At 69.9% G+C, this 20,632-nt stretch carries 16 protein-coding genes; 12 read left to right on the top strand and 4 right to left on the bottom strand.

Going from position 1 to position 20,632, the window contains the following annotated elements:
• Positions 1-59 precede the first annotated feature (59 nt).
• From ACFFJD_RS07080 to ACFFJD_RS07070, 3 genes are all read left to right on the top strand, one after another.
• Positions 60-2,600 carry an ATP-dependent Clp protease ATP-binding subunit gene (locus ACFFJD_RS07080; RefSeq protein WP_382362553.1) on the top strand — a complete coding sequence of 847 codons (2,541 nt, stop codon included), beginning with the start codon at positions 60-62 and terminating at the stop codon, positions 2,598-2,600.
• A 209-nt stretch (positions 2,601-2,809) separates the two neighbouring features.
• The gene (locus ACFFJD_RS07075; RefSeq protein WP_382362551.1) at positions 2,810-3,340 is read left to right on the top strand and encodes a hypothetical protein; all 531 of its coding nucleotides are present in this window, start codon (positions 2,810-2,812) and stop codon (positions 3,338-3,340) included.
• 84 nt (positions 3,341-3,424) lie between these two features.
• The gene (locus tag ACFFJD_RS07070; RefSeq protein ID WP_382362967.1) at positions 3,425-4,450 is read left to right on the top strand and encodes an alpha/beta hydrolase; all 1,026 of its coding nucleotides are present in this window, start codon (positions 3,425-3,427) and stop codon (positions 4,448-4,450) included.
• A 4-nt stretch (positions 4,451-4,454) separates the two neighbouring features.
• Here ACFFJD_RS07070 and kstR read toward each other — a convergent pair whose 3' ends face one another.
• On the bottom strand, positions 4,455-5,111 hold the full coding sequence (gene kstR, locus ACFFJD_RS07065) for a cholesterol catabolism transcriptional regulator KstR (protein ID WP_382362549.1): 657 nt from the start codon (positions 5,109-5,111) through the stop codon (positions 4,455-4,457).
• A gap of 125 nt (positions 5,112-5,236) precedes the next feature.
• Here kstR and ACFFJD_RS07060 point away from each other — a divergent pair, with 125 nt between their 5' ends.
• From ACFFJD_RS07060 to ACFFJD_RS07030, 7 genes are all read left to right on the top strand, one after another.
• The gene (locus ACFFJD_RS07060; protein ID WP_382362547.1) at positions 5,237-7,384 is read left to right on the top strand and encodes an acyl-CoA dehydrogenase family protein; all 2,148 of its coding nucleotides are present in this window, start codon (positions 5,237-5,239) and stop codon (positions 7,382-7,384) included.
• Between the two features lie 77 nt (positions 7,385-7,461).
• Positions 7,462-8,526 (top strand): acyl-CoA dehydrogenase family protein, encoded by a 1,065-nt coding sequence (locus ACFFJD_RS07055; protein ID WP_382362545.1) that lies wholly within the window; start codon positions 7,462-7,464, stop codon positions 8,524-8,526.
• Positions 8,517-9,677 carry an acyl-CoA dehydrogenase family protein gene (locus ACFFJD_RS07050; protein ID WP_382362543.1) on the top strand — a complete coding sequence of 387 codons (1,161 nt, stop codon included), beginning with the start codon at positions 8,517-8,519 and terminating at the stop codon, positions 9,675-9,677. The genes ACFFJD_RS07055 and ACFFJD_RS07050 overlap by 10 nt, the downstream gene beginning before the upstream one ends.
• A 5-nt stretch (positions 9,678-9,682) precedes the next feature.
• A complete protein-coding gene (locus ACFFJD_RS07045; protein ID WP_382362541.1) occupies positions 9,683-10,654 on the top strand; it encodes a bifunctional MaoC family dehydratase N-terminal/OB-fold nucleic acid binding domain-containing protein in 972 nt (323 codons plus the stop codon).
• Positions 10,651-11,070, top strand: coding sequence for a MaoC family dehydratase (locus tag ACFFJD_RS07040; RefSeq protein WP_382362539.1), 420 nt, complete (start codon positions 10,651-10,653; stop codon positions 11,068-11,070). Before ACFFJD_RS07045 ends, ACFFJD_RS07040 begins: the two co-directional genes overlap by 4 nt.
• Positions 11,067-12,248 (top strand): lipid-transfer protein, encoded by a 1,182-nt coding sequence (locus ACFFJD_RS07035; protein ID WP_382362537.1) that lies wholly within the window; start codon positions 11,067-11,069, stop codon positions 12,246-12,248. The genes ACFFJD_RS07040 and ACFFJD_RS07035 overlap by 4 nt, the downstream gene beginning before the upstream one ends.
• 103 nt (positions 12,249-12,351) lie before the next feature.
• Positions 12,352-13,959: an AMP-binding protein gene (locus ACFFJD_RS07030; RefSeq protein ID WP_382362535.1), complete on the top strand. Its 1,608-nt coding sequence runs from the start codon at positions 12,352-12,354 to the stop codon at positions 13,957-13,959.
• Between the two features lie 30 nt (positions 13,960-13,989).
• Here ACFFJD_RS07030 and ACFFJD_RS07025 read toward each other — a convergent pair whose 3' ends face one another.
• Positions 13,990-15,354 carry a cryptochrome/photolyase family protein gene (locus tag ACFFJD_RS07025; RefSeq protein WP_382362533.1) on the bottom strand — a complete coding sequence of 455 codons (1,365 nt, stop codon included), beginning with the start codon at positions 15,352-15,354 and terminating at the stop codon, positions 13,990-13,992.
• Positions 15,355-15,425: 71 nt separating this feature from the next.
• On the opposite strand from ACFFJD_RS07025, the gene ACFFJD_RS07020 reads away from it, so the two are divergent.
• The gene (locus ACFFJD_RS07020; protein WP_382362531.1) at positions 15,426-17,147 is read left to right on the top strand and encodes a SulP family inorganic anion transporter; all 1,722 of its coding nucleotides are present in this window, start codon (positions 15,426-15,428) and stop codon (positions 17,145-17,147) included.
• Between the two features lie 219 nt (positions 17,148-17,366).
• Positions 17,367-19,238 (top strand): neocarzinostatin apoprotein domain-containing protein, encoded by a 1,872-nt coding sequence (locus ACFFJD_RS07015; RefSeq protein WP_382362529.1) that lies wholly within the window; start codon positions 17,367-17,369, stop codon positions 19,236-19,238.
• 11 nt (positions 19,239-19,249) lie between these two features.
• On the opposite strand, the gene ACFFJD_RS07010 is transcribed toward ACFFJD_RS07015, so the two are convergent.
• Together ACFFJD_RS07010 and ACFFJD_RS07005 are read right to left on the bottom strand one after the other, a co-directional pair.
• Positions 19,250-19,924 (bottom strand): hypothetical protein, encoded by a 675-nt coding sequence (locus tag ACFFJD_RS07010; protein ID WP_382362527.1) that lies wholly within the window; start codon positions 19,922-19,924, stop codon positions 19,250-19,252.
• The gene (locus ACFFJD_RS07005; protein WP_382362525.1) at positions 19,921-20,553 is read right to left on the bottom strand and encodes a DUF2461 domain-containing protein; all 633 of its coding nucleotides are present in this window, start codon (positions 20,551-20,553) and stop codon (positions 19,921-19,923) included. Before ACFFJD_RS07005 ends, ACFFJD_RS07010 begins: the two co-directional genes overlap by 4 nt.
• Positions 20,554-20,632: the final 79 nt, after the last annotated feature.

The raw sequence follows: 20,632 nt of genomic DNA, 5'->3' as shown, positions 1-20,632 counted from the left end.
ACGACCACTACAGTGGAGGCAGATGGCTCGCTGCCGGGGCCAGCAACACAAGGAGAACAATGTTCGAACGGTTCACCGACCGCGCGCGCCGGGTCGTCGTCCTGGCGCAAGAAGAAGCGCGGATGCTCAATCACAACTACATCGGCACCGAACACATCCTTCTGGGCTTGATCCACGAGGGTGAGGGTGTCGCGGCCAAGGCTCTCGAGTCGCTGGGCATCTCGCTGGAGGCCGTCCGCAGCCAGGTGGAGGAGATCATCGGACAGGGCCAGCAGGCGCCGTCCGGGCACATCCCCTTCACCCCGCGGGCCAAGAAGGTCCTCGAGCTGAGCCTGCGCGAGGCGCTGCAGCTGGGCCACAACTACATCGGCACCGAGCACATCCTGCTCGGCCTCATTCGCGAGGGCGAGGGCGTCGCCGCCCAGGTCCTGGTGAAGCTGGGCGCCGACCTCAACAGCGTTCGCCAGCAGGTGATTCAGCTACTGTCCGGCTACCAGGGCAAGGAGCCCGAGGCCGCGGGTACCGGCGGGCGTTCGTCCGACGCGGGCACACCGTCGACCTCACTGGTGCTGGACCAGTTCGGTCGCAACCTGACCGCGGCGGCCGGCGAGGGCAAGCTCGACCCGGTGATCGGGCGCGAGAAGGAGATCGAGCGGGTCATGCAGGTGCTGTCCCGCCGCACCAAGAACAACCCGGTGCTGATCGGCGAGCCGGGCGTCGGTAAGACGGCCGTCGTCGAGGGCCTGGCACAGGCGATCGTCGCGGGCGACGTGCCCGAGACGCTCAAGGACAAGCAGCTCTACAGCCTGGACCTGGGTTCGCTCGTGGCCGGTAGCCGTTACCGCGGCGACTTCGAGGAGCGCCTGAAGAAGGTGCTCAAGGAGATCAACACCCGCGGCGACATCATCCTGTTCATCGACGAGCTGCACCAGCTCGTCGGTGCCGGCGCCGCCGAAGGCGCGATCGACGCCGCGTCGATCCTGAAGCCGAAGCTGGCGCGCGGTGAGCTGCAGACCATCGGCGCCACCACGCTCGACGAGTACCGCAAGTACATCGAGAAGGATGCCGCGCTGGAGCGTCGCTTCCAGCCGGTGCAGGTGGGCGAGCCGTCGGTGGAGCACACCATCGAGATCCTCAAGGGTCTGCGCGATCGCTACGAGCAGCACCACAAGGTCTCGATCACCGACTCGGCGCTGGCCGCGGCGGCGACCCTGGCCGACCGGTACATCAACGACCGCTTCCTGCCGGACAAGGCGATCGACCTGATCGACGAGGCGGGCGCGCGCATGCGCATCCGCCGGATGACCGCTCCGCCAGACCTGCGCGAGTTCGACGATCGCATCGCCGACGCGCGCAAGGAGAAGGAGTCGGCGATCGACGCGCAGGACTTCGAGAAGGCCGCCAGCCTCCGGGACAAGGAGAAGCAGCTGATCTCCGAGCGCGCCGAGCGGGAGAAGCAGTGGCGTGCGGGCGACCTGGACGTCGTGGCCGAGGTCGACGACGAAGAGATCGCCGAGGTGCTGGGCAACTGGACCGGTATCCCGGTCTTCAAGCTCACCGAGGAGGAGACCACGCGTCTGCTGCGCATGGAGGACGAGCTGCACAAGCGGATCATCGGCCAGGAGGACGCCGTCAAGGCGGTCTCGCGGGCGATCCGTCGTACGCGTGCCGGTCTGAAGGACCCCAAGCGTCCGTCGGGCTCGTTCATCTTCGCCGGCCCGTCCGGCGTCGGTAAGACCGAGCTGTCCAAGGCGCTGGCGAACTTCCTGTTCGGCGAGGACGACGCGCTCATCCAGATCGACATGGGCGAGTTCCACGACCGCTTCACCGCGACGCGGCTGTTCGGTGCCCCTCCCGGGTACGTCGGCTACGACGAGGGCGGCCAGCTCACCGAGAAGGTGCGGCGCAAGCCGTTCTCGGTGGTCCTGTTCGACGAGATCGAGAAGGCCCACTCGGACATCTACAACACCCTGTTGCAGGTGCTCGAAGACGGTCGCCTGACCGACGGTCAGGGTCGCACGGTGGACTTCAAGAACACGGTGCTGATCTTCACCTCGAACCTCGGAACCCGCGACATCTCCAAGGCCGTGGGCATGGGCTTCAGCAAGGACGACGGCAGCGGCTCGAACTACGAGCGGATGAAGCAGAAGGTCAACGACGAGCTGAAGAAGCACTTCCGCCCGGAGTTCCTGAACCGTATCGACGACGTCATCGTCTTCCACCAGCTGTCGAGGGACGAGATCATCTCGATGGTCGACCTGATGATCGCCCGCGTGGAGCAGCAGCTCAAGGCCAAGGACATGGACCTGGAGCTGACCGAGAAGGCCAAGAGCCTGCTCGCCAAGCGGGGCTTCGATCCGGTGCTGGGTGCGCGGCCGCTGCGTCGCACCATTCAGCGCGAGATCGAGGACCAGCTCTCGGAGAAGATCCTCTTCAACGAGATCGGCGCCGGCCAGATCATTCTGATCGACGTCGAGGGCTGGGACGGCGAGGGCGAGGGCGACGGCGCCAAGTTCGTCTTCTCCGGCACGCCGCGTCCGCGCGAGGTGCCCGACGTGCCCGCCGAGCTGACCGAAGCCGCGGAGGGTGACGCGGGCTGATCCGCACGCACCCGATGACACGACCCGAAGGGCCCGACAGTTCCGCTGTCGGGCCCTTCGGCATCGGTACCCGGCGTGGCGGCGCCCCGATCGCCGTTCGCTGCGGCCGGTCACATTCGCATCGCCCCCGGTCGACGCGAATGCGACCCACCGCAGCGGCCGTCGCCCAGCGACGCGAACAGGGGGATGTGGGTGGCCGGCGGCCCTGTGTGACGGCGCTGCTGCTCATCGTCGGCAGCTTCTTGACCTGGGCTTCGGCAGAGGAGACGACGCTGGAGGAATTCGACCCCGGTGTGCCGCCGATGTCGGTCACGACCTACGCGGCGGTCAGCGGGATGGGCTCGGTGTCCCTGGACCTGGCGGTGACCGGAGCGCCGGAGGGCTTCGGCGACGTCTCGTCGTACCTGGAGCACTCCGCGTCCGACGCCGAGGACGACACCCGGATGTCGGGCCTGTGGACGGTGGCCTGCGGCGTCGTCCTCGCACTCGGCGCCGTGTTGCTGCTGACCGGTCGGTTCGGCCGCGTCGGGGCGGTCCTGGCCGCGCTCGGCGGGCTCGCCGCGCTCATCGCCGCGTCGGTGTTCCTCGCCGATCCGTTGGGCGCGGTGACGGTCGGGACGATCGGCGACAGCGCGTCCGACGACTTCACCGCCGGCGTCGGACTGTGGACGGTGCTGGCCGGTGCCCTCCTGCCGGTGGCGGCCGGCGCGACGAGTGTGGTCCGGACCCGTCGCGGGTAACCACCGAGGATTGCAGTCCTGTTATTCTTGAGACTATTGGTGCCCATGTGACGGGAGTTTTCTGTGCGCTCTGCGATTCGGGTGATGGCCGCGGCGGCCGCGGTGCTGCTCGTCGGGCCGGGCGTGGCCGCTGCCGAGCCGTCGGTCCTCGCGCCGTCGCCCTCGGCGCCCGGGGTGGTCGCGCCGAACGCCGCCGAGCGGCCCTCCCGGATCGTCGCGACCGAGCGGCACACGCCGCAGCAGGAGACCGTCACGGTCTACTCGGCGGCGATGGACCGCAATATTCCGCTCACCGTGCTGCGGCCGCGGAACACCGCCGAGCCCGCTCCGGTGCTCTACCTGCTCAACGGAGCCGGCGGCGGTGAGGACAGCGCCACTTGGCAGGAGAAGACCGACTACGCCCAGTTCTTCGCCGACAAGCATGTGAACGTGGTGACGCCGGTGGGCGGCGCCTTCTCGTACTACACCGACTGGCAGCGGGACGACCCGGTGCTCGGGCGCAACAAGTGGCAGACCTTCCTGACCCGGGAGCTGCCGCCGCTGCTGGATCGCGAATGGGGCACCACCGGGGCCAACGCGCTCGCGGGCATCTCGATGGCCGGGACGTCGGTGCTGAATCTGGCGATCTCGGCGCCGAAGCTGTACCGATCGGTGGCGGCCTACAGCGGTTGCGCGCGGACCAGTGATCCGCTGGGGCAGGCGTACATCCGCACCGTCGTCGAAGATCGCGGCGGCGCCGACGTGACCAACATGTGGGGGCCGCTGGACGGGCCCGGATGGCGGGCCAACGACCCGTACTTCCAGGCCGACAAGCTGCGCGGGACCAAGGTCTATCTCACTGCCGGCACCGGCCTGCCCGGGCAGTACGACAATCTCGGGGCACGGCTGATCCAGGGGGATCCGCTGGTGTTGGCCGATCAGCTCCTGCTTGGCGGGGCGATCGAGGCCACCGTGTTCACCTGCACGCAGCAGATGCGCGAGGCGCTCACCCGCGAGGGCGTCGACACGACGATGCTGCAGCGGCCCGCGGGCACGCATTCCTGGCAGTACTGGGAGGCGGACCTGCACCAGACGTGGCCGTCGATCGCGGCGGACCTGCGTCGCCGCTGACGACTCAGCGTTCGAGCAGCAGTCGGACGGTCTGCGCCATCCGGTTGGTCACGTCGGTGGCCGAGGCGCGGCGGGTGAGCCACTGCACCAGGTTCGACATCCACACGTCGGAGATCACGCGGGCCACGGCCAGCTCGTACTCGGTCGGCTCGCCGGACTCGCGGTCCGGATCCATCATGGCGCCGGCCAGCAGACGGTCGATGATGCCGGCGACGCGGTCCACCTCGCCTGCGGCCGAGGCGTCGGCGAACATGAATGCCCGCGTCATCGCCTCGGTCAGCAGCGGGTCGCGCTGCATCGCGTAGGTGATCATGTCCAGCACGTTGCTGAGTCGCTCGGTGGGTGTGTCGCCGGGCAGGGCGGTCCGGTCGACACGGCCCTCGACGCGTTCGAGTTCGCGGGAGAGGGCGGTGACCAGCAGATGCACCTTGGACGGGAAGTACCGGTACAGGGTGCCGACGGCCACCTCGGCCTTATCGGCGACGGCGCGCATCTGGACGGCGTCGTAGCCGCCCTTGGAGGCCAGGGCGAGCGTGGAGTCGAGAATGCGGCGGCGTCGTTCCCGCTGAGCCGCAGATCCGACCTCCGCGCCCGAGGTCGGCGCGACGACCGGGGGTGCCGGGGTCGTCGCGTCGGCGTCGCTGGAAACGGAAGCAGCCATGCACGCAATCCTTCGCTCGCTGGTATGGGGTGGCGGTTGGCACCACTCTAGATCTTGGTGTACACCCTATCTAAGTAGAACAGGTTCTAATTGTTGGTCACAAGCGCAAATGCGAAGGAAATGCCGTGACAATCGCCACCTCCATTGAACAGCAGGCCGTCATCGAGGCCATCTCCGCCTGGGCTCAGGCGCGGGAAGTGCGCGAGTCGGTGCGCGCCGACGTCGACGAGCCGGCGGCCTCGTGGCGTCTGCTCTGGGAGCAGATCGCCGATCTCGGTGTCTTCGTCGCCGGAGTGTCGGAGGACCACGGTGGTGCGGGCGGCACCTTCGCCGACACCGCCGCCATGCTCACCGCATGCGGCGTGGAACTGGTGCCCGGGCCGTTGGCCGCCTCGGCGGCGGCCGCGGCGGCACTCGCCGAGCAGGGCCTCGAGCCGGCAGAGTCGCTGATGGCCGGGGAGCGGCCTGCCGTGATCCCGGCCTCCGCCGTGGCATCCGGCGCGCCGTTGGCCGTGGTGGACGGCGTCGTGGACCTCGGTGTGGTGCCCGGCTTCGTCCCGGACGCGGTGATCGTGGCGCCCCTGGACCTGACCGGCGGCTGGGCCGTGATCGATCCGACGGCCGGTGCCGTGACGGTGCGCAGCGCCGAGGTCGCCGCGACCGTGGACGGCACCGCGGCGCCGGTGCGCGTGATCCTCGACGGGGTCCGGGCCGACTCGGTGGTCGCTATCGCCGACGGCGACCGGTTGCACGCCCTGCTGATCGGTGCGCTCGCGGCCTATCAGGCGGGCGTGGCGCGCCGCACCCTCGACCTCGCGGTGGACTACGCCAAGGTCCGCACCCAGTTCGGGGCGCCGATCGGTTCCTTCCAGGCCATCAAGCACCTGTGCGCCGACATGCTCTGCCGGGCCGAGCAGCTCGCCGCCGCCGCCTGGGATCTGGCCACCGCGCTGGACGACCGCGACGCGGAGCAGGCGCGGTTGAGCGCACTGGCGACCGCCGCCCTGACCGCGGATCTGTCGGTGGCCAACGCCAAGGACGCCATTCAGATCCTGGGCGGGATCGGCTTCACCTTCGAACACGACGCCCACCTCTACCTGCGGTCGGCGCTGGCCGTGCGCGCGCAGCTGGACGGCGGCACTCCCGCGAAGCGGGCCCTGGCCGAGCTGGGCCGGGCGGGTGCGCGGCGCGAGTTCGCCATCGACTTGGCCGACGTGGAGTCCCGTCGACCGGAGATCGCGGCGCTGGCGGCCGAGGTGGCCGCGGCGGGGCCTGCGGCCTGGCGGTCCGAGCTGGCGCGCACCGGTCTGCTGATGCCGCACTGGGAGGCGCCGTACGGCCTGGCTGCCGATCCGGCGCTGCAGTTGCTCATCGACGCCGAACTCGATCGCGTCGGCGTGCGTCGGCCCGACCTGGTGATCGCCGGGTGGGCGCTGCCGACCATCCTGGAGCACGGCACCGACGACCAGCGCGAACGCTTCATCGCCGCCACGCTGGCCGGCGACATCACCTGGTGCCAGCTGTTCAGTGAGCCCGAGGCCGGCAGCGACCTGGCGGCCCTGCGGACCAAGGCGGTCCGCGTGGACGGCGGCTGGCGGCTGACCGGGCAGAAGATCTGGACCTCGCAGGCGCACGACGCCCAGTGGGCGGTGTGCCTGGCGCGGACCGACACGCAGGCGCCCAAGCACAAGGGGATCACGTACTTCCTGGTGGACATGGCCGCCGCCGGCCTCGACGTGCGGCCGCTGCGGGAGATGACCGGCCGCGCGCTGTTCAACGAAGTCTTCCTCGACGACGTGTTCGTGCCCGACTCCGACGTGGTGGGCGAGGTGAACAACGGCTGGCGCCTGGCGCGCACCACGCTGTCCAATGAGCGGGTCGCGATGGGTGGCGCCGGGCTGGGCAAGGAAGTGGACGCGCTGCTGCGTCAGCTCGACGCCGACCAGACCGTGCTCACCGAGGGCTCGGCCGAGACGCTCGGCGGATTGATCGCCGACGCGCACATCGGCCGCGTCCTCGACGCGCGGGCGCTGAGTCAGCGGCTGTCGGGCACCGATCCGGGCGCGACTTCGAGCGTGCGCAAACTGATCGGTGTGGTGCACCGACAGTCGGTGCCGGAGTTCGCCCTCGACCTGCTCGGCCCGGCTGCGCTGGTGGCGGGAGAGGCCAGCGAGCTGTTCCTGCTCAACCGGTGCCTGTCGATCGCCGGCGGCACCACGCAGATCTTGAAGACGGCGGCCGCGGAACGAATTCTGGGTTTGCCACGGGGATGATCCCCAACCAAGTAGAACCTGTTCTAATATGGAACGTGTTCTTGTTTTGTGCGCGGATGGTGTGAATGGAGGAGCGGGTGGATTTCACCCTGGAAGCGACGGCCGCGGCGGTAGCCGAGGCGACGCAAGAAGTCGTGGGTCGGTTGGCCCCGGACTGGACCGACAAGTTCGACGGTGACGGTTTCGACCGGAACGCGTGGGAGGCGATCACCGGGGCCGGGCTCACGGTGCTCGCCCTGCCGGAGGCTCTCGGCGGTGACGACCTGCCGTTGGATGCGCTGACCCCGCTCGCGACGAGTGCCGGTCGGGCCGCCGTGGTCACCCCGCTCGTCGGGACCCTGGCCGCCTCGGTGGTGCTGGGCCGACACCCGGAGGCCGCCCAGCGGGTGGCCGCCGAGTCCGGTTGGTTCGCGGTGGCGATCGCCGAACGCGGGCGGGCGCTGGGTGCGCCGTCGCGCACCACGCTGCGCGCCGACGACGGTGCTTCGGTGCTCACCGGGGTCAAGACCGGTGTCGCCTTCGCCGAGGGCGCCGCGGCTCTGCTCGTGGTGACCGACGCCGGTGTCGCCGTCGTCGATCCGCGGGCCGAGGGCGTCACGCTGACCAAGACCCCGAGTTCGTCGGGTGCGGCCGAGTACACCGTCGCCTTCGACGCGGTGACGGTCGCAGCCGCCGACGTCCTCGACGACGCAGACCTGCTGGCCGCGGCCTATCGTGCGCTGCTGTCCGCCTACGCTGACGGTCTGCTGGCCGGGGCGATGGCGATGACCGCCGAGCACGTGACGGTCCGCGAGCAATTCGGCAAGCCGATCGCAGCCTTCCAAGCTGTGGGTCAGCAGCTGGCCGACATCTACGTGGTCTCGCGCACGCTCAACCTGATCGCCATCTCGGCGGCCTGGCGTCTGTCCAATGATCTGGACGCCGAGGCCGACCTGGCCACCGCCGACTACTGGTTGGCGTCGGAGCTGCCCAGCGCGCTGCGCACCATGACGCACCTGCACGGCGGGATCGGCGTCGACATCACCTATCCGCTGCACCGCTACTTCTCGCTCGCCAAGGACATGGCGCGGGTGGTCGGCGGTTCCGACGGCGCGCTCGATGTGCTCGCCGACGTCACCGTCGAGGAGGCGGCGTGTTCTTAGATATGACCGACGAGCAGCGGGCGCTGCGCGACGAACTGCGGGACTACTTCTCCCGGCTGATCAGTGCCGAGGACGAGGTCACCATGCGCACCGAGCGCCACGGTGCGGCGTACCGCGGTGTGGTCAAGCAGCTCGGTGACGACGATCGACTCGGCGTCGGCTGGCCGGCCGAATACGGCGGCAAGGGCTTCGGCGAGTTCGAGCAGCAGCTCTTCACCAACGAGGCCGTCCGCGCCGACGTGCCGCTGCCGTCGGTGACGCTGCAGACCGTGGGGCCCACCCTGCAGCGCTACGGCACGCAGGAGCAGAAGGACAAGTTCCTTCCGGGCATCTTGTCCGGCGACGTGCACTTCGCGATCGGCTACACCGAGCCCGACGCCGGCACCGACCTGGCCTCGCTCACCACGCGCGCGGTGCGCGAGGGCGACGAGTACGTGGTGAACGGTCAGAAGATCTTCACCACCGGTGGCCATGACGCCGACTACATCTGGCTCGCGGTGCGCACCGATCCGGAGGCGCCCAAGCACAAGGGCATCTCGATCCTGATCGTCGACACCACCGATCCGGGCTTCTCGTGGACCCCGATCATCACCGCCGACGGCGCCCACCACGTGAACGCCACCTACTACAACGACGTCCGGGTTCCGGCGTCGATGCTGGTGGGCGAGGAGGGTGGCGGCTGGAAGCTGATCACCACCCAGCTCAACCACGAGCGCGTGATGCTCGGACCGGCAGGTCGGATCGGCGGCCTCGCGGACCGGACGCGCGCCTGGGCGTCGAACGCCATGTACGACGGCGGTCGGGTCATCGACCAGCAGCCGGTGCGGCGGGTTCTCGCGCAGATCGGTGCGTACGAGCGGTTGAACGAGCTGCTCAACTGGCAGGTGGCGTCCTCGGGGGAGATCTCGATGGCCGACGCCTCGGCCACCAAGGTGTTCGCGACCGAACGACTCCAGGTGATCTACCGCCTGATCGACGACGTGGTCACCACCTACGGCGACTTCACCGATCCGGCCACCGCGGAGTTCGTGGAATGGCTCGACATGCAGGCCAAGCGCAACGTCGTCATCACCTTCGGTGGCGGCGTGAACGAAGTGATGCGCGACCTGATCGCGACGGCGGGCCTGGGCCTGCCGCGGAACAAGAGGTGACCGGGATGGACCACGACCAGATCCGCGCGGCCGCGGCCGACCTCATGGCGGCCGGTGCCAGCGCGCCGATCGGCGGCCGCGACCCCATCAACCAGCCGATGATCCACAACTGGGTCGAGGCGATGGGGGATGCGAATCCGATCTACGTCGACGCCGACGCCGCACGCGCCGCCGGGCACCCCGGGATCGTCGCGCCGCCGGCGATGGCGCAGGTGTGGACCATGCGTGGTCTGCACGGCGTCCGGGCGGCCGACGACCCGCTGGGGCGGGCGACGGAACTGTTCGACGAGGCGGGCTACACCTCGGTGGTGGCCACCAACTGCGACACGGTCTATCACCGGTACACCCGGCCCGGCGAGGAAGTCACGCTGTCGGCGGAGCTGATCGACGTGACCGGCCCCAAGCAGACGGCACTGGGCGAGGGCTGGTTCTTCACCACTCGCAACACCTGGTCCGTCGGCGACGAGGTGGTCGCCGAGATGGAGTTCCGCATCCTCAAGTTCCGTCCGGCCTCGGCCGCGCAGCCTGCGAGCGAGGCCCCGGAGGGTCTCGAACCGGCCAAGCTGCTGCGGCCGTCGGTGTCGCGCGACACGGCGTTCTTCTGGGAGGGGGTGGCCGCGCACGAACTGCGGATCCAGACCCTCTCCGACGGGTCCCTGCATCACCCGCCGATCCCGGCGACCTGGAAGCCCCGCGGCGACGACGGTCAGTACCCCGGCACCGACTACGTGGTGGCCGCAGGCACCGGCACGGTCTTCAGCTTCGTGGTGCACCACGCGCCCAAGGTGCCCGGTCGTGCGTTGCCCTTCGTGGTGGCGCTCGTCGAACTCGACGAGGGCGTGCGCATGCTCGGCGAGCTGCGCGGCGTGGACCCCGCCGAGGTGAAGATCGGCATGCCGGTGCAGGTGGAGTTCCTCGACTTCGCCGCCACCGACGACGCCCCGGCCTGGACCCTGTACGCATGGAGTGCCCGATGACCGACACCACCGACACCGCCGCGCAGCCCACCGTGGGCACCGCGCTGCCGCCGCTGACCGTCGACGCGACGCCCACCTTCGTCGTCGCGACGGCGCTGGCGACCCGCGATTTCCAGGACGTGCACCACGACCGGGATCTGGCGCATGCGAAGGGGTCCAAGGACATCTTCGTCAACATCCTCACCGACACCGGTCTGGTGGAGCGGTTCGTCACCGACTGGGCCGGACCCCGCGCCCGGATCGGCTCCATCAAGCTCAAGCTCGGTGTGCCCTGGTACGCGTACGACACGCTGACCTTCACCGGTGAGGTGACCGCCGTCGACGGCGACGTCGTCACCGTCGCGGTGACCGGCACCAACTCCCTCGGCAAGCACGTGATGTCGACGGTCACCTTCTCCCTGGAGGCGAATCGATGAGCGACCGCACTCTCTCCGGCAAGGCCGCCATCGCGGGCATCGGCGCCACCGACTTCTCCAAGGACTCCGGTCGCAGCGAGCTGCGGCTGGCCGCCGAGGCGGTCAACGCCGCGCTCGCCGACGCGGGCCTGACTCCCGCCGACGTCGACGGCCTGGTGACCTTCACGATGGACACCAACGCCGAGATCGCGGTGGCCCGCGCCGTCGGGATTCCGGAACTGAAGTACTTCTCCCGCATCCACTACGGCGGTGGAGCCGCGTGCTCCACGGTGCAGCAGGCCGCGATGGCCGTCGCCACCGGCGTGTGCGAGGTGGCGGTGGCCTACCGGGCGTTCAACGAGCGGTCCGGTCTGCGCTTCGGCCAGGTGAACTCGGCCGTGGCCAACCAGGAGAACTCGTCGGGCACCGACAACGCGTTCTCGTACCCGCACGGCCTGTCCACCCCGGCCGCCTTCGTGGCGATGGTGGCGCAGCGGTACATGCACGAGTACGGCGCCACCAGCGAAGACTTCGGTCGGATCGCGGTGGTCGATCGCAAGCATGCGGCCGTCAACCCGAACGCCTTCTTCTACGGCAAGCCGATCACGCTCGAGGATCATCAGGCCAGCCGCTACATCGCCGAGCCGCTGCACCTGCTCGACTGCTGCCAGGAGTCCGACGGCGGCGTGGCCGTGGTGGTGGTCTCCCCGGAGCGGGCCAAGGATCTGGCCCAGCGGCCGGTCACCATCGCCGGTGCCGCGTCGGGCAGCGGCCGCGACCAGTTCATCATGACCAGCTACTACCGGGACGAGCTCGCCGGCCTGGAGGAGATGGGTCTGGTGGGACGGCAGCTGTGGGCACAGGCCGGCATGCGTCCGGGCGACGTCGACCTGGCCATCCTGTACGACCACTTCACCCCGTACACCCTGATGCAGCTCGAGGAACTCGGGTTCTGCGGACGCGGTGAGGCCAAGGACTTCGTCCGGGAGCCGGGCGCCCTCGAAGTGGGCGGCAGGCTGCCGCTGAACACGCACGGCGGCCAGCTCGGCGAGGCCTACATCCACGGCATGAACGGCATCACCGAAGCCGTTCGGCAGTTGCGCGGCGACTCCGTGAACCAGGTCGACGGCGCGGCCGCCGCACTGGTCACCGCCGGAACCGGCGTGCCCACGTCCGGCCTCATCCTCACCGTCGACTAGTCGACGCCACCGTCCACCGTCGACTAGTCCCGGCGCTCGTCGAGCCGCCCCACATCCACCACACCGGCCAGCAGGCCACCCCAGCCTCGCAAGGAGAAGCGCAATGAAGTTCAACCTCGCCACTGTCTTCGAGACCGTCGCCGACGCGGTGCCCGACCGCGACGTGCTGACCTTCGAAGGTCAAGGCATCACCTACGCCGCCATGGACGCGCAGACCAACCAGGTCGCTCACCTGCTGGCCGCGCACGGCGTCGGCCGCGACGACAAGGTGGCGCTGTACCTGAAGAACAGCGTCGAGCATGTGGCGGCGCTGCTCGGCATGCTCAAGATCGGCGCCGTGCCGGTCAACGTCAACTACCGCTACACCGAGCCGGAGCTGGAGTACATCTTCGACAACTCCGATTCGGCGGCGATCATCGTCGAGCTGCCCGAGCACCAGGAGCTGCTGGCCAAGATCGTCGGCAAGCTGCCGGAGCTGCGGGTGATCTTCGTGATCGGCGAGGTCAGCGAGGAACTGCGCGCCGCAGCCGGCGACAGCATCCCGGTGATCGACTTCGCGGACTGGGAGCAGCAGTCGACCGAGCGCGACTTCCCCGAGCGCAACGGCGAAGAGCTGTACCTGATCTACACCGGCGGCACCACGGGCTACCCGAAGGGCGTCATGTGGCACCACGACGACTTCTTCCGGAAGCCGATCTCCGGCGGCAACCCCTACGGACCGGCCCGCGAGAGCTACGAGGAGCTGGGCCGCGAGGTGGCGAACTTCCCGTCGCTGGCCTTCCTCATCGCCGCCCCGCTGATGCACGGCGCCGCGTCGTACTCGCTGTTCACCTTCCTGTCGCTGGGCGGCCGCCTGATCCTGGAGCGCGACTTCGACCCGGTGAAGATCGTCGGCAACATCGAGCGCGATCAGACCCAGATGATCCTCATCGTCGGCGACGCCATGGGCATGCCGCTGGTGGAGGAGATGGAGCGTCGCGAGGGCGAGATCGACCTGTCGTCGCTGTTCATGATCGCCTCCGGCGGCGCCATCTGGAGCCAGAGCGTGCGGGACCGGTTCACCAAGATCAAGCCGGAACTGGTGCTGCGGGACAACTTCGGCGCGTCCGAATCGGGCAACGACGGCGAGATCTCGCTGGATGAGAACGGCAACCTGAAGATGCCGCCGACCGACAAGATGATGGTGGTCGACGAGTCCTTCGAGCGCATCACCACCCCGAACGAGGTCGGCTACATCGCCCGCGTCGGGAACATCCCGCAGGGCTACTACAAGGACCCGGAGAAGACCGCCAAGACCTTCCCGACCATGGCCGACGGCACCCGCATCTCGGTGCTCGGCGACATGGGCTACGTCCACGAGGACGGCAGCACCGTGTTCCTCGGCCGCGGCAGCCAGTGCATCAACACCGGTGGCGAGAAGGTCTACGCCGAAGAGGTCGAGGCCGCACTGCACGGGCACCCGGCCGTCGCCGACGCGCTCGTCGTGCCGGCACCGGACCCCAAGTACGGCCAGCGCGTGGCCGCGGTGGTCCAGATCGCCGAGGGCGCCGAGGAGCCGAGCCTGGAGGACATTCAGGAGTTCTGCCGGCAGAGCCTGGCCCGTTACAAGGTGCCGCGCAGCCTGGTCATCGTCGACGAGGTGCGCCGCACCCCGGCCGGTAAGGCCGACTACCGTTGGGCCAAGGCGGCCGCGGAGGCCGTCGAGGTCTGAGCCCTCGAGGCGGTAGCGCAGGTGTGACGCTCAGCGGCCCTTGATCGTTTCGTAACGGTCGAGGGCCGCGCGTCGTTCGACGGCGTGGTCGACGATGGGCTCCGGATAGCCGGGGACGCTCCGACCGGGCAGATGCACCTGGCCGCCGCTGACCCCGCGCAGTTCGGGCACCCAGCGGCGGACGTAGTCGCCGTCCGGATCGAAGCGGCGGCCCTGGGTGACCGGGTTGAAGACGCGGAAGTACGGTGCCGCGTCGGTGCCCGAGCCTGCCGTCCACTGCCAGCCGTGCTGGTTGGAGGCCAGGTCGCCGTCGACCAGGTGCGTCATGAAATGACGGGCCCCGCGCCACCACGGCAGGTGCAGGTCCTTGGTGAGGAACGAGGCCGTGATCATCCGGACCCTGTTGTGCATCCAGCCCTCGGCGAGGAGCTGACGCATGCCGGCGTCGACGATCGGATAGCCGGTGCGGCCGGTGCACCAGGCGTGGAAGTCGCGGTCGGCGTCGGGCCCGGAGTCGTGCGCGAGGGCGTCGAAACGCGCGTCGTAGTTGCGGCGGGCGGTGTCCGGGCGGTGGTGCAGGACGTCGGCGTAGAAGTCGCGCCAGGCCAGTTCGCTGCGGAAGGTGGCGGCGTCGTCGCCGGAGTCGTCGCGCAGGTCGTGCAGCAGGGTCCGCGGATGGAGACAGCCGAACTTCAGGTAGGCCGACAGTCGGCTCGTCGCATCCTGATCGGGCCGATCGCGCGCGGTGGCGTATCCCTCGGCGTCGGAGTCGGCGAAACCGGCGCGGAACGCGGTCCAGCGGGCCCGGGCGGCGGCCTCCCCGGGCGCGGGCAGGTCGGCGTGGATCTCGGGTGCGGGCAGCGGCGCGCTCGGCGACGGGGGCGACAACCAGTTCAGGGTGCTCGCGTCGGTGGCGGCCGGGGCGCGCCACCCGTGCTCGTACCAGGCGCGACGATAGGCGGTGAACACCCGATAGCCGCCGCCGGAGGAGCTGTGCAGGCGGCCGGGCGCGACAGCGTACGGCGAGCCGGTGGCGATCAGCTCCACACCGGCGTCGGACAGGGCCGCCCCGACGGCCCGGTCGCGGGCGCTGCCGTACGGGCCGTGGTCGGCGCTGAGGTGGACGCTGTCGGCGCCGATCCGCGCGGCCACCTCGGGCACCACGGTGGTCGGGTCGCCGGTCACCACGAGCAGTCGGCCGCCGAGGTCCTCGTCCAGGGCGCGCAGGCAGCCGCTGATGAAGGCGAGGCGGGCCGCACCGGACGGTCGCAGCAGCCTCGGATCGAGGACGAAAAGCGCGAGCGCATCGTCGCCGCGTTCGGCCGCGGACAGCAGCGTCGGAAGGTCGCGGAGCCGTAGATCGCGCCGAAACCAGATCACCGAGGGTGCAGTCATGCACGCCATTGTGCACCCGGTCGGGCGGGCCGAGCGCCCCGGTTCGGGCCGGTACGGCAGGATCGTCGGTTATGACAGGGGCGAGGGCCATTCCGCGTGGGCTGGCGCGGGCGCTTCCGGGGGTGCAGACCCTGCGGGCGTATCGACGCGGCTGGCTGCGCGGCGACGTGGCGGCGGGCATCGCGGTCGGGGCGCTGCTGATCCCGGCCGGCCTGGGTTACGCGGAGGTGGCGGGGCTACCGCCGGTCACCGGCCTGTACGCCACGATGATCCCCATCCTGGTGTATGCGGTTCTCGGGCCGTCGCGCATCCTGGTGCTCGGTCCCGATTCGGCGTTGGCGCCGATCATCGCCGCGGCCGTCATCCCGCTGGCGATCGACGCGGAGCGCCGCGTCGACCTGGCCGGGGTGTTGGCCATCGAGGTGGGCATCGTGCTGGTGTTGGCCGCCGTGCTGCGCCTCGGCTTCGTCACCAGTCTGCTGGCCAAACCGATCCGGATCGGCTATCTGAACGGCATCGCGCTGGTGGTGGTGCTCGGACAGATCCCGGCGCTGCTGGGCTACTCCGGTCAGGGCGACTCGATCGTCGAGGTGCTGACCATGGATCTGCGCGGTGTGATCGACGGCCGCGCGGAGGCGAAGGCCGCCGGGATCGGGCTGGTGTGCCTGGTGGTGATCTTCGCGCTCAAGTGGTGGAAGCGGACCATCCCCGGGGTCTTGGTGGCGGTCGCCGGCGCGATGGTCTTCCTCTGGGCGATGGGGTGGCAGTCCGCGGTCCCGGTGGTCGGGGCGATGCCCGACGGGCTGCCCGCTCCGGCGGTGCCGTCGGCGGCCTGGGACGACTGGGTGTCGCTGATGCTGCCCGCGGTCGGTATCGCCCTGATCGCCTTCGCCGACACCAGCGTGCTCTCGCGCACCTTCGCCGCCCGGGCCGGTTACTCGGTCGACGGCAACCACGAGATGGGTGCGGTGGGCATGTCGAACGTGGCCGCCGGCTTCTTCGGCGGGTTCCCGATCTCGGCGTCGAGCTCGCGGACCGCGGTGGCCGAACAGTCCGGGGCGCGCAGCCAGCTGACCGCGCTGATCGGGGCGGCCCTGCTGGTGCTGGCACTGGTGCTGGTGCCCGGGGTCACCGCATACCTGCCGTCGGCGGCGCTGGCGGCCGTGGTGATCACCGCGGCGCTCGCGTTGGTCGACGTCCGGTCGGTGATCGAACTGTTCCGGATCGATCGGGTCGAGGGTGCGATCAGCGTCGTGGCGTTCGGCGGTGTGGCGATTCTGGGTGTGATGGAAGGCATCCTGGTGGCCATCGGCCTGGCCTTCGTGGCCTTCATCTACGCGGTGTCCCGGCCGTACCGCGCCGAACTGGGTCGGGTACCGGGACTGCGCGGCTTCCACGACAGGTCACGGCACCCCGCCGCCGAGAGCATCCCGCACATTCTGCTGCTGCGGTTCGACGCGCCGCTGTTCTTCGCCAACGGCGCGCGCTTCGACGACTGGGTGCGCGAGGAGTTCCGGTCGGCCCGGTCGGCCGGACGGGAGATCACCGCGGTGGTGCTGGCCTGCGAGCCGATCACCCACATCGACTCCACGGCGATCGACGAGCTGGTGGAGCTCGACGACTACCTGTCCAACCACGGCGTCGATCTGGTCTTCGCCGAGATGAAGGACCCGATCCGCGAGCAGTTGGAGCGCTATCGCCTGAAGGTCGACGGCAAGGCGCGGTTCGGTCCCAGCCACTTCGCGCCCACCCTGTCCGCGATGGTCGACCGGTACGACGACGGCTCGAACTGACCCCCGGCGCTGTCGGCTTGCCCCGTTGATTTCGGTTCGCCCCGTTGATCTAGATCGACGGTGTTCTCGGAAAGTGCCGGTGTGAACCGAAAGTGCCCCGTGAGCGGGCCCGGTTTGTCATGTTTCTGAGGGTACGCTTATATTCTGTTGGTTAGGCAAACCTTGCCTGCCGTCCGGTGGTCTTGCGCGGATGGTGAGAGCACTCGGAAGGCACCACATATGCGCACGTCACTGCTGGGTTCGATGGTGGCCGTCCCGGCGACGCTCCTGCTGGGAGTGGCCGCTCCGGGGATCGCGGGCGCGGAGCCGACGACGCCCGGATCGGCGCGTCAGTCGGCGCCCCCGACGACCTCCCTCATCTCCCCGGCACCCGCGAAGACGGCACCCGGGAAGGCTGCACCCGGGAATACTGCCCCGGGTAAGGCAGCCCCGAGCAAGACGGCCCCGACCACCAGCGCGCCGACCGCTTCGAAGTCGCGGACGCCCGATCGCGCGGCGGCCGACGGGCCGATCGTCGCCTACCGCGACGGAGTGCCCGTCACGCTGCCCAAGAACCTGACCGCCGCGGGCCAGGCCTCCTTCCTCGACGGTCTGCGCGCGCAGCTCACCCAGCAGGGGATGGCGCTGTACCAGCAGCTCATGCAGCTGTTGCCGATGGGCGGTGGCAACGGCCCCGTGCGCGGGACGCCGACGCTCACCGTCACGCCGTCGTCGTCGATCGCGCCCGGCTCCACGGTGACCGTCGCCGGTTCCGGTTACCGGGCAGGCGAGGACCTGTACGTGGTGCAGACGGTGGCCAAGCCGAGTTCCGGGTACCCGTCGACGTACGCCGACGGCGGTGCCAAGCTCACGGTGCGCGGTGACGGCACCTTCACCGCCACCCTGAAGATCCAGCGGGCGTTCAACGGCGTCGACTGCCTCAAGACCAAGTGCTTCGTCGCCAGCATCACCGCGTTCCCCAAGCTCACCGACCGCACCCAGGACGCCTGGGTGCCGATCACGCTCAACGGCGCGGCGGCCGGTACCGCGGCGCCGTCGGGCGCAGGAGGTGCGGGCGCAGGAGCGTCTGGCGCGGGAGGGGCCGGCGCGGGTGGAGCCGGGAATACCGGTGGTGCGCCGACGGCTCCCGCCTCCGGCGGCCCGTCGGTCTCGCTGAGCAAGAGCACCGGACTCAACGCGGCCGGCGACACCGTCACCGTGACCGGCCGTGGCTTCTCCACGTCCGGGCCCGGCGTCTACGTGGGTATCGCGCAGACCGACCAGCACTCGTCCACCGACGCCTCGGCCTTCGGTCCGGGCACGGTGTTCGTGTCCACCGCCAACGGCAAGATGGCCGCCGACGGGTCGTTCGCGGTGGCGCTGCCCGTCTCGGCGCGTTTCGGCAAGGCCGACTGCACCGCCAACGCCTGCGCCGTCTACACCCTGGCCGCGCACGGTTCGTCGGATCGCAGTCAGGACACGTCGACCCGCGTCACCTTCGGCGGCGGTGCCGCCGGCGCAGCGGGGGCGCCCGCGGCATCGCCCGAGGGCGAGGCACCCGGCGCGGCCGGGACGCCGACGGTGAGCCTGTCCACCACCAGCCTGGCGCGCAGCGGTGCCACTCCGATCACGGTGTCCGGCAGGGGGTTCTCCACCGCGGGGCCGGGCGTGTACCTCGGTGTCGCTGAGACCGCGCGATACTCCACCACCGAGGCGTCGGCCTTCGGGGCGGTCACCTATGTGCGGCCCGATCAGATCGGCGACGACGGTTCGTTCACCGTGGCCCTCGACGTCGAGCCGGTCTTCGCGGCGGGCAACTGTCTGGAGAATCCGTGCGCGATCTACACCATGGCGGCGCACGGATCGGACGACCGCAGTCAGGACACCGTGACGCCGTTGACCATCAAGGGTGCTGCGGCGGGCGCCACCACGAAGGTCGCGCAGCCGGGCGCTGAGGCCGCGGCGGCCGACGCCGACAGCGTCCAGGCCGCGGCGGCGGTCTCGTCGGCCGACGACTCGACCGGCCGGTGGGTCTGGGGTGCGGGGACGGCCGCCCTGGTGGTCGCCGCGGCGATCGGCGGCCTGCTGCTCGGACGGCGCACCTCGCGCTGACCCGGCCTACTTCATCTCGCGGAGCCCGGATGATCGTCGTCCCCGCGGAGGGCTGTGTCGAGGGCCTGGAGGATCCGGTCGTGTACTGCTTGGGCGGCACGCTGGTGCCGACTCAATGCGATCCAGTGCTGGTCCAGGGTCGACGTCCGTTCCTCGCGGAGAACGGTGTGCATGCGGGACAAGAGGGCCTGATAGCCGCGCCGCAGCCATTGGTCGGCCAGCGATCGGGCCAGGCTTGGCAGGTCGGTCTCGGTGGGCAGTGGCCACGGATGGGCGGGGTTGGGGGAGGCGATCTCCATGAGGAGATGAGGGAACCTGGCGTCGTGCTCGGTCAGATCGAACGCGGTGACCAGCTCGGCTGCCGACACCCAGGTGCCATCCGCCACCGCGTCCGCGAGGCAACGGAAGACGGTGCCATGGTGGGGCAGAAAGAACAGCGGGGCGTCGGCCGCCAGTCTGTCGGGGCCGATGAGAGCGCGCACGACGGTGGTGGCGATTGCCTGCGGGGCCCAGACCAGTGCGGTGAGGAACTCGCGTTCCAGCGTGATCGTCGCGCCGATCTCGTCGATATCGACCGGAACCCCGAATTCGCCGACGTCGTCGTGGGCGGTCACTGTTTCGAGGTCGGGCTGTGGAGGTGGGCGGTCGTCTGGTGTGGACATGCGGGCCCGGCCGGGTTCGGTCACGTCTGGCCGTGTCGAGCGGCCCAGTCGATCAGCGGGGTCACGGCGCGCCAGTCGGCGCGGACCCGGTCGACGAGGGCGGGGGTGTGGATCGCCTCGTCGAAGCCGTAGCTGCGCATCGCGGTCAGCGACTTGTGGCGCAGCAACTCGATGCGGGGGTGGTCCTTGGCCCAGCCGCGGGGTGCGGTCTTGAGGCGGTCGCCGGCGATCTCCCATCCGGCCCGACGCAGGCGGGCGAGGATCTTCTCGAGTTCGGTGCCGTAGCGGTCGTGGTCGATCGCCGCGCGAATGGCCGCAAGTCGGTCGGCGCTGGCCTCGTAGAACCCGCCGCCCACCCGGAACCCTGGCGCGGCGAGTTCGGCGTAGTAGCCGGTGGCCGGGGCCTTCGCGACGAACGCACCCTGATGGGTCTTGTACGGCGTCTTGTCCTTGGAGAATCGGACGTCCCGATGCGGCCGGAAGATCTTCGCGGCGCCGAACTCTTCGGCCAGTTCATCGGTCAGTGCCGTCATCGGTGCCCGCACGGCCGACTGATATGTCGCCTTGTTGGCCTCCCAGTAGACCTTGGAGTTGTCGATCTCGAGATCGTCGTAGAAGTCGAAGGCCGACTCGGGGAACCCGTCGAAGCTCATGTGTCGAGGCTACTTCCAGCCTCCGCCGATCGCGGTCCGCATGGCGCAGGGCGGGGCTCTTGATCGACTCGGTCCGAGT

Source organism: Gordonia phosphorivorans (genome assembly GCF_042432625.1).
GTDB lineage: Bacteria > Actinomycetota > Actinomycetes > Mycobacteriales > Mycobacteriaceae > Gordonia > Gordonia phosphorivorans.
Note: the sequence above shows the minus strand (reverse complement) of the source record. Positions and strands in the feature narration are given on the sequence as shown.

Bases quoted from the DNA above. Each gene is read 5' to 3' on its own strand.
- ACFFJD_RS07080 (WP_382362553.1), top strand. From the start codon at position 60: ATGTTCGAACGGTTCACCGACCGCGCGCGCCGGGTCGTCGTCCTGGCG.
- ACFFJD_RS07070 (WP_382362967.1), top strand. From the start codon at position 3,425: ATGGCCGCGGCGGCCGCGGTGCTGCTCGTCGGGCCGGGCGTGGCCGCT.
- kstR (WP_382362549.1), bottom strand. From the start codon at position 5,111: ATGGCTGCTTCCGTTTCCAGCGACGCCGACGCGACGACCCCGGCACCC.
- ACFFJD_RS07045 (WP_382362541.1), top strand. From the start codon at position 9,683: ATGGACCACGACCAGATCCGCGCGGCCGCGGCCGACCTCATGGCGGCC.
- ACFFJD_RS07040 (WP_382362539.1), top strand. From the start codon at position 10,651: ATGACCGACACCACCGACACCGCCGCGCAGCCCACCGTGGGCACCGCG.
- ACFFJD_RS07035 (WP_382362537.1), top strand. From the start codon at position 11,067: ATGAGCGACCGCACTCTCTCCGGCAAGGCCGCCATCGCGGGCATCGGC.
- ACFFJD_RS07030 (WP_382362535.1), top strand. From the start codon at position 12,352: ATGAAGTTCAACCTCGCCACTGTCTTCGAGACCGTCGCCGACGCGGTG.
- ACFFJD_RS07025 (WP_382362533.1), bottom strand. From the start codon at position 15,354: ATGACTGCACCCTCGGTGATCTGGTTTCGGCGCGATCTACGGCTCCGC.
- ACFFJD_RS07020 (WP_382362531.1), top strand. From the start codon at position 15,426: ATGACAGGGGCGAGGGCCATTCCGCGTGGGCTGGCGCGGGCGCTTCCG.
- ACFFJD_RS07015 (WP_382362529.1), top strand. From the start codon at position 17,367: ATGCGCACGTCACTGCTGGGTTCGATGGTGGCCGTCCCGGCGACGCTC.
- ACFFJD_RS07005 (WP_382362525.1), bottom strand. From the start codon at position 20,553: ATGAGCTTCGACGGGTTCCCCGAGTCGGCCTTCGACTTCTACGACGAT.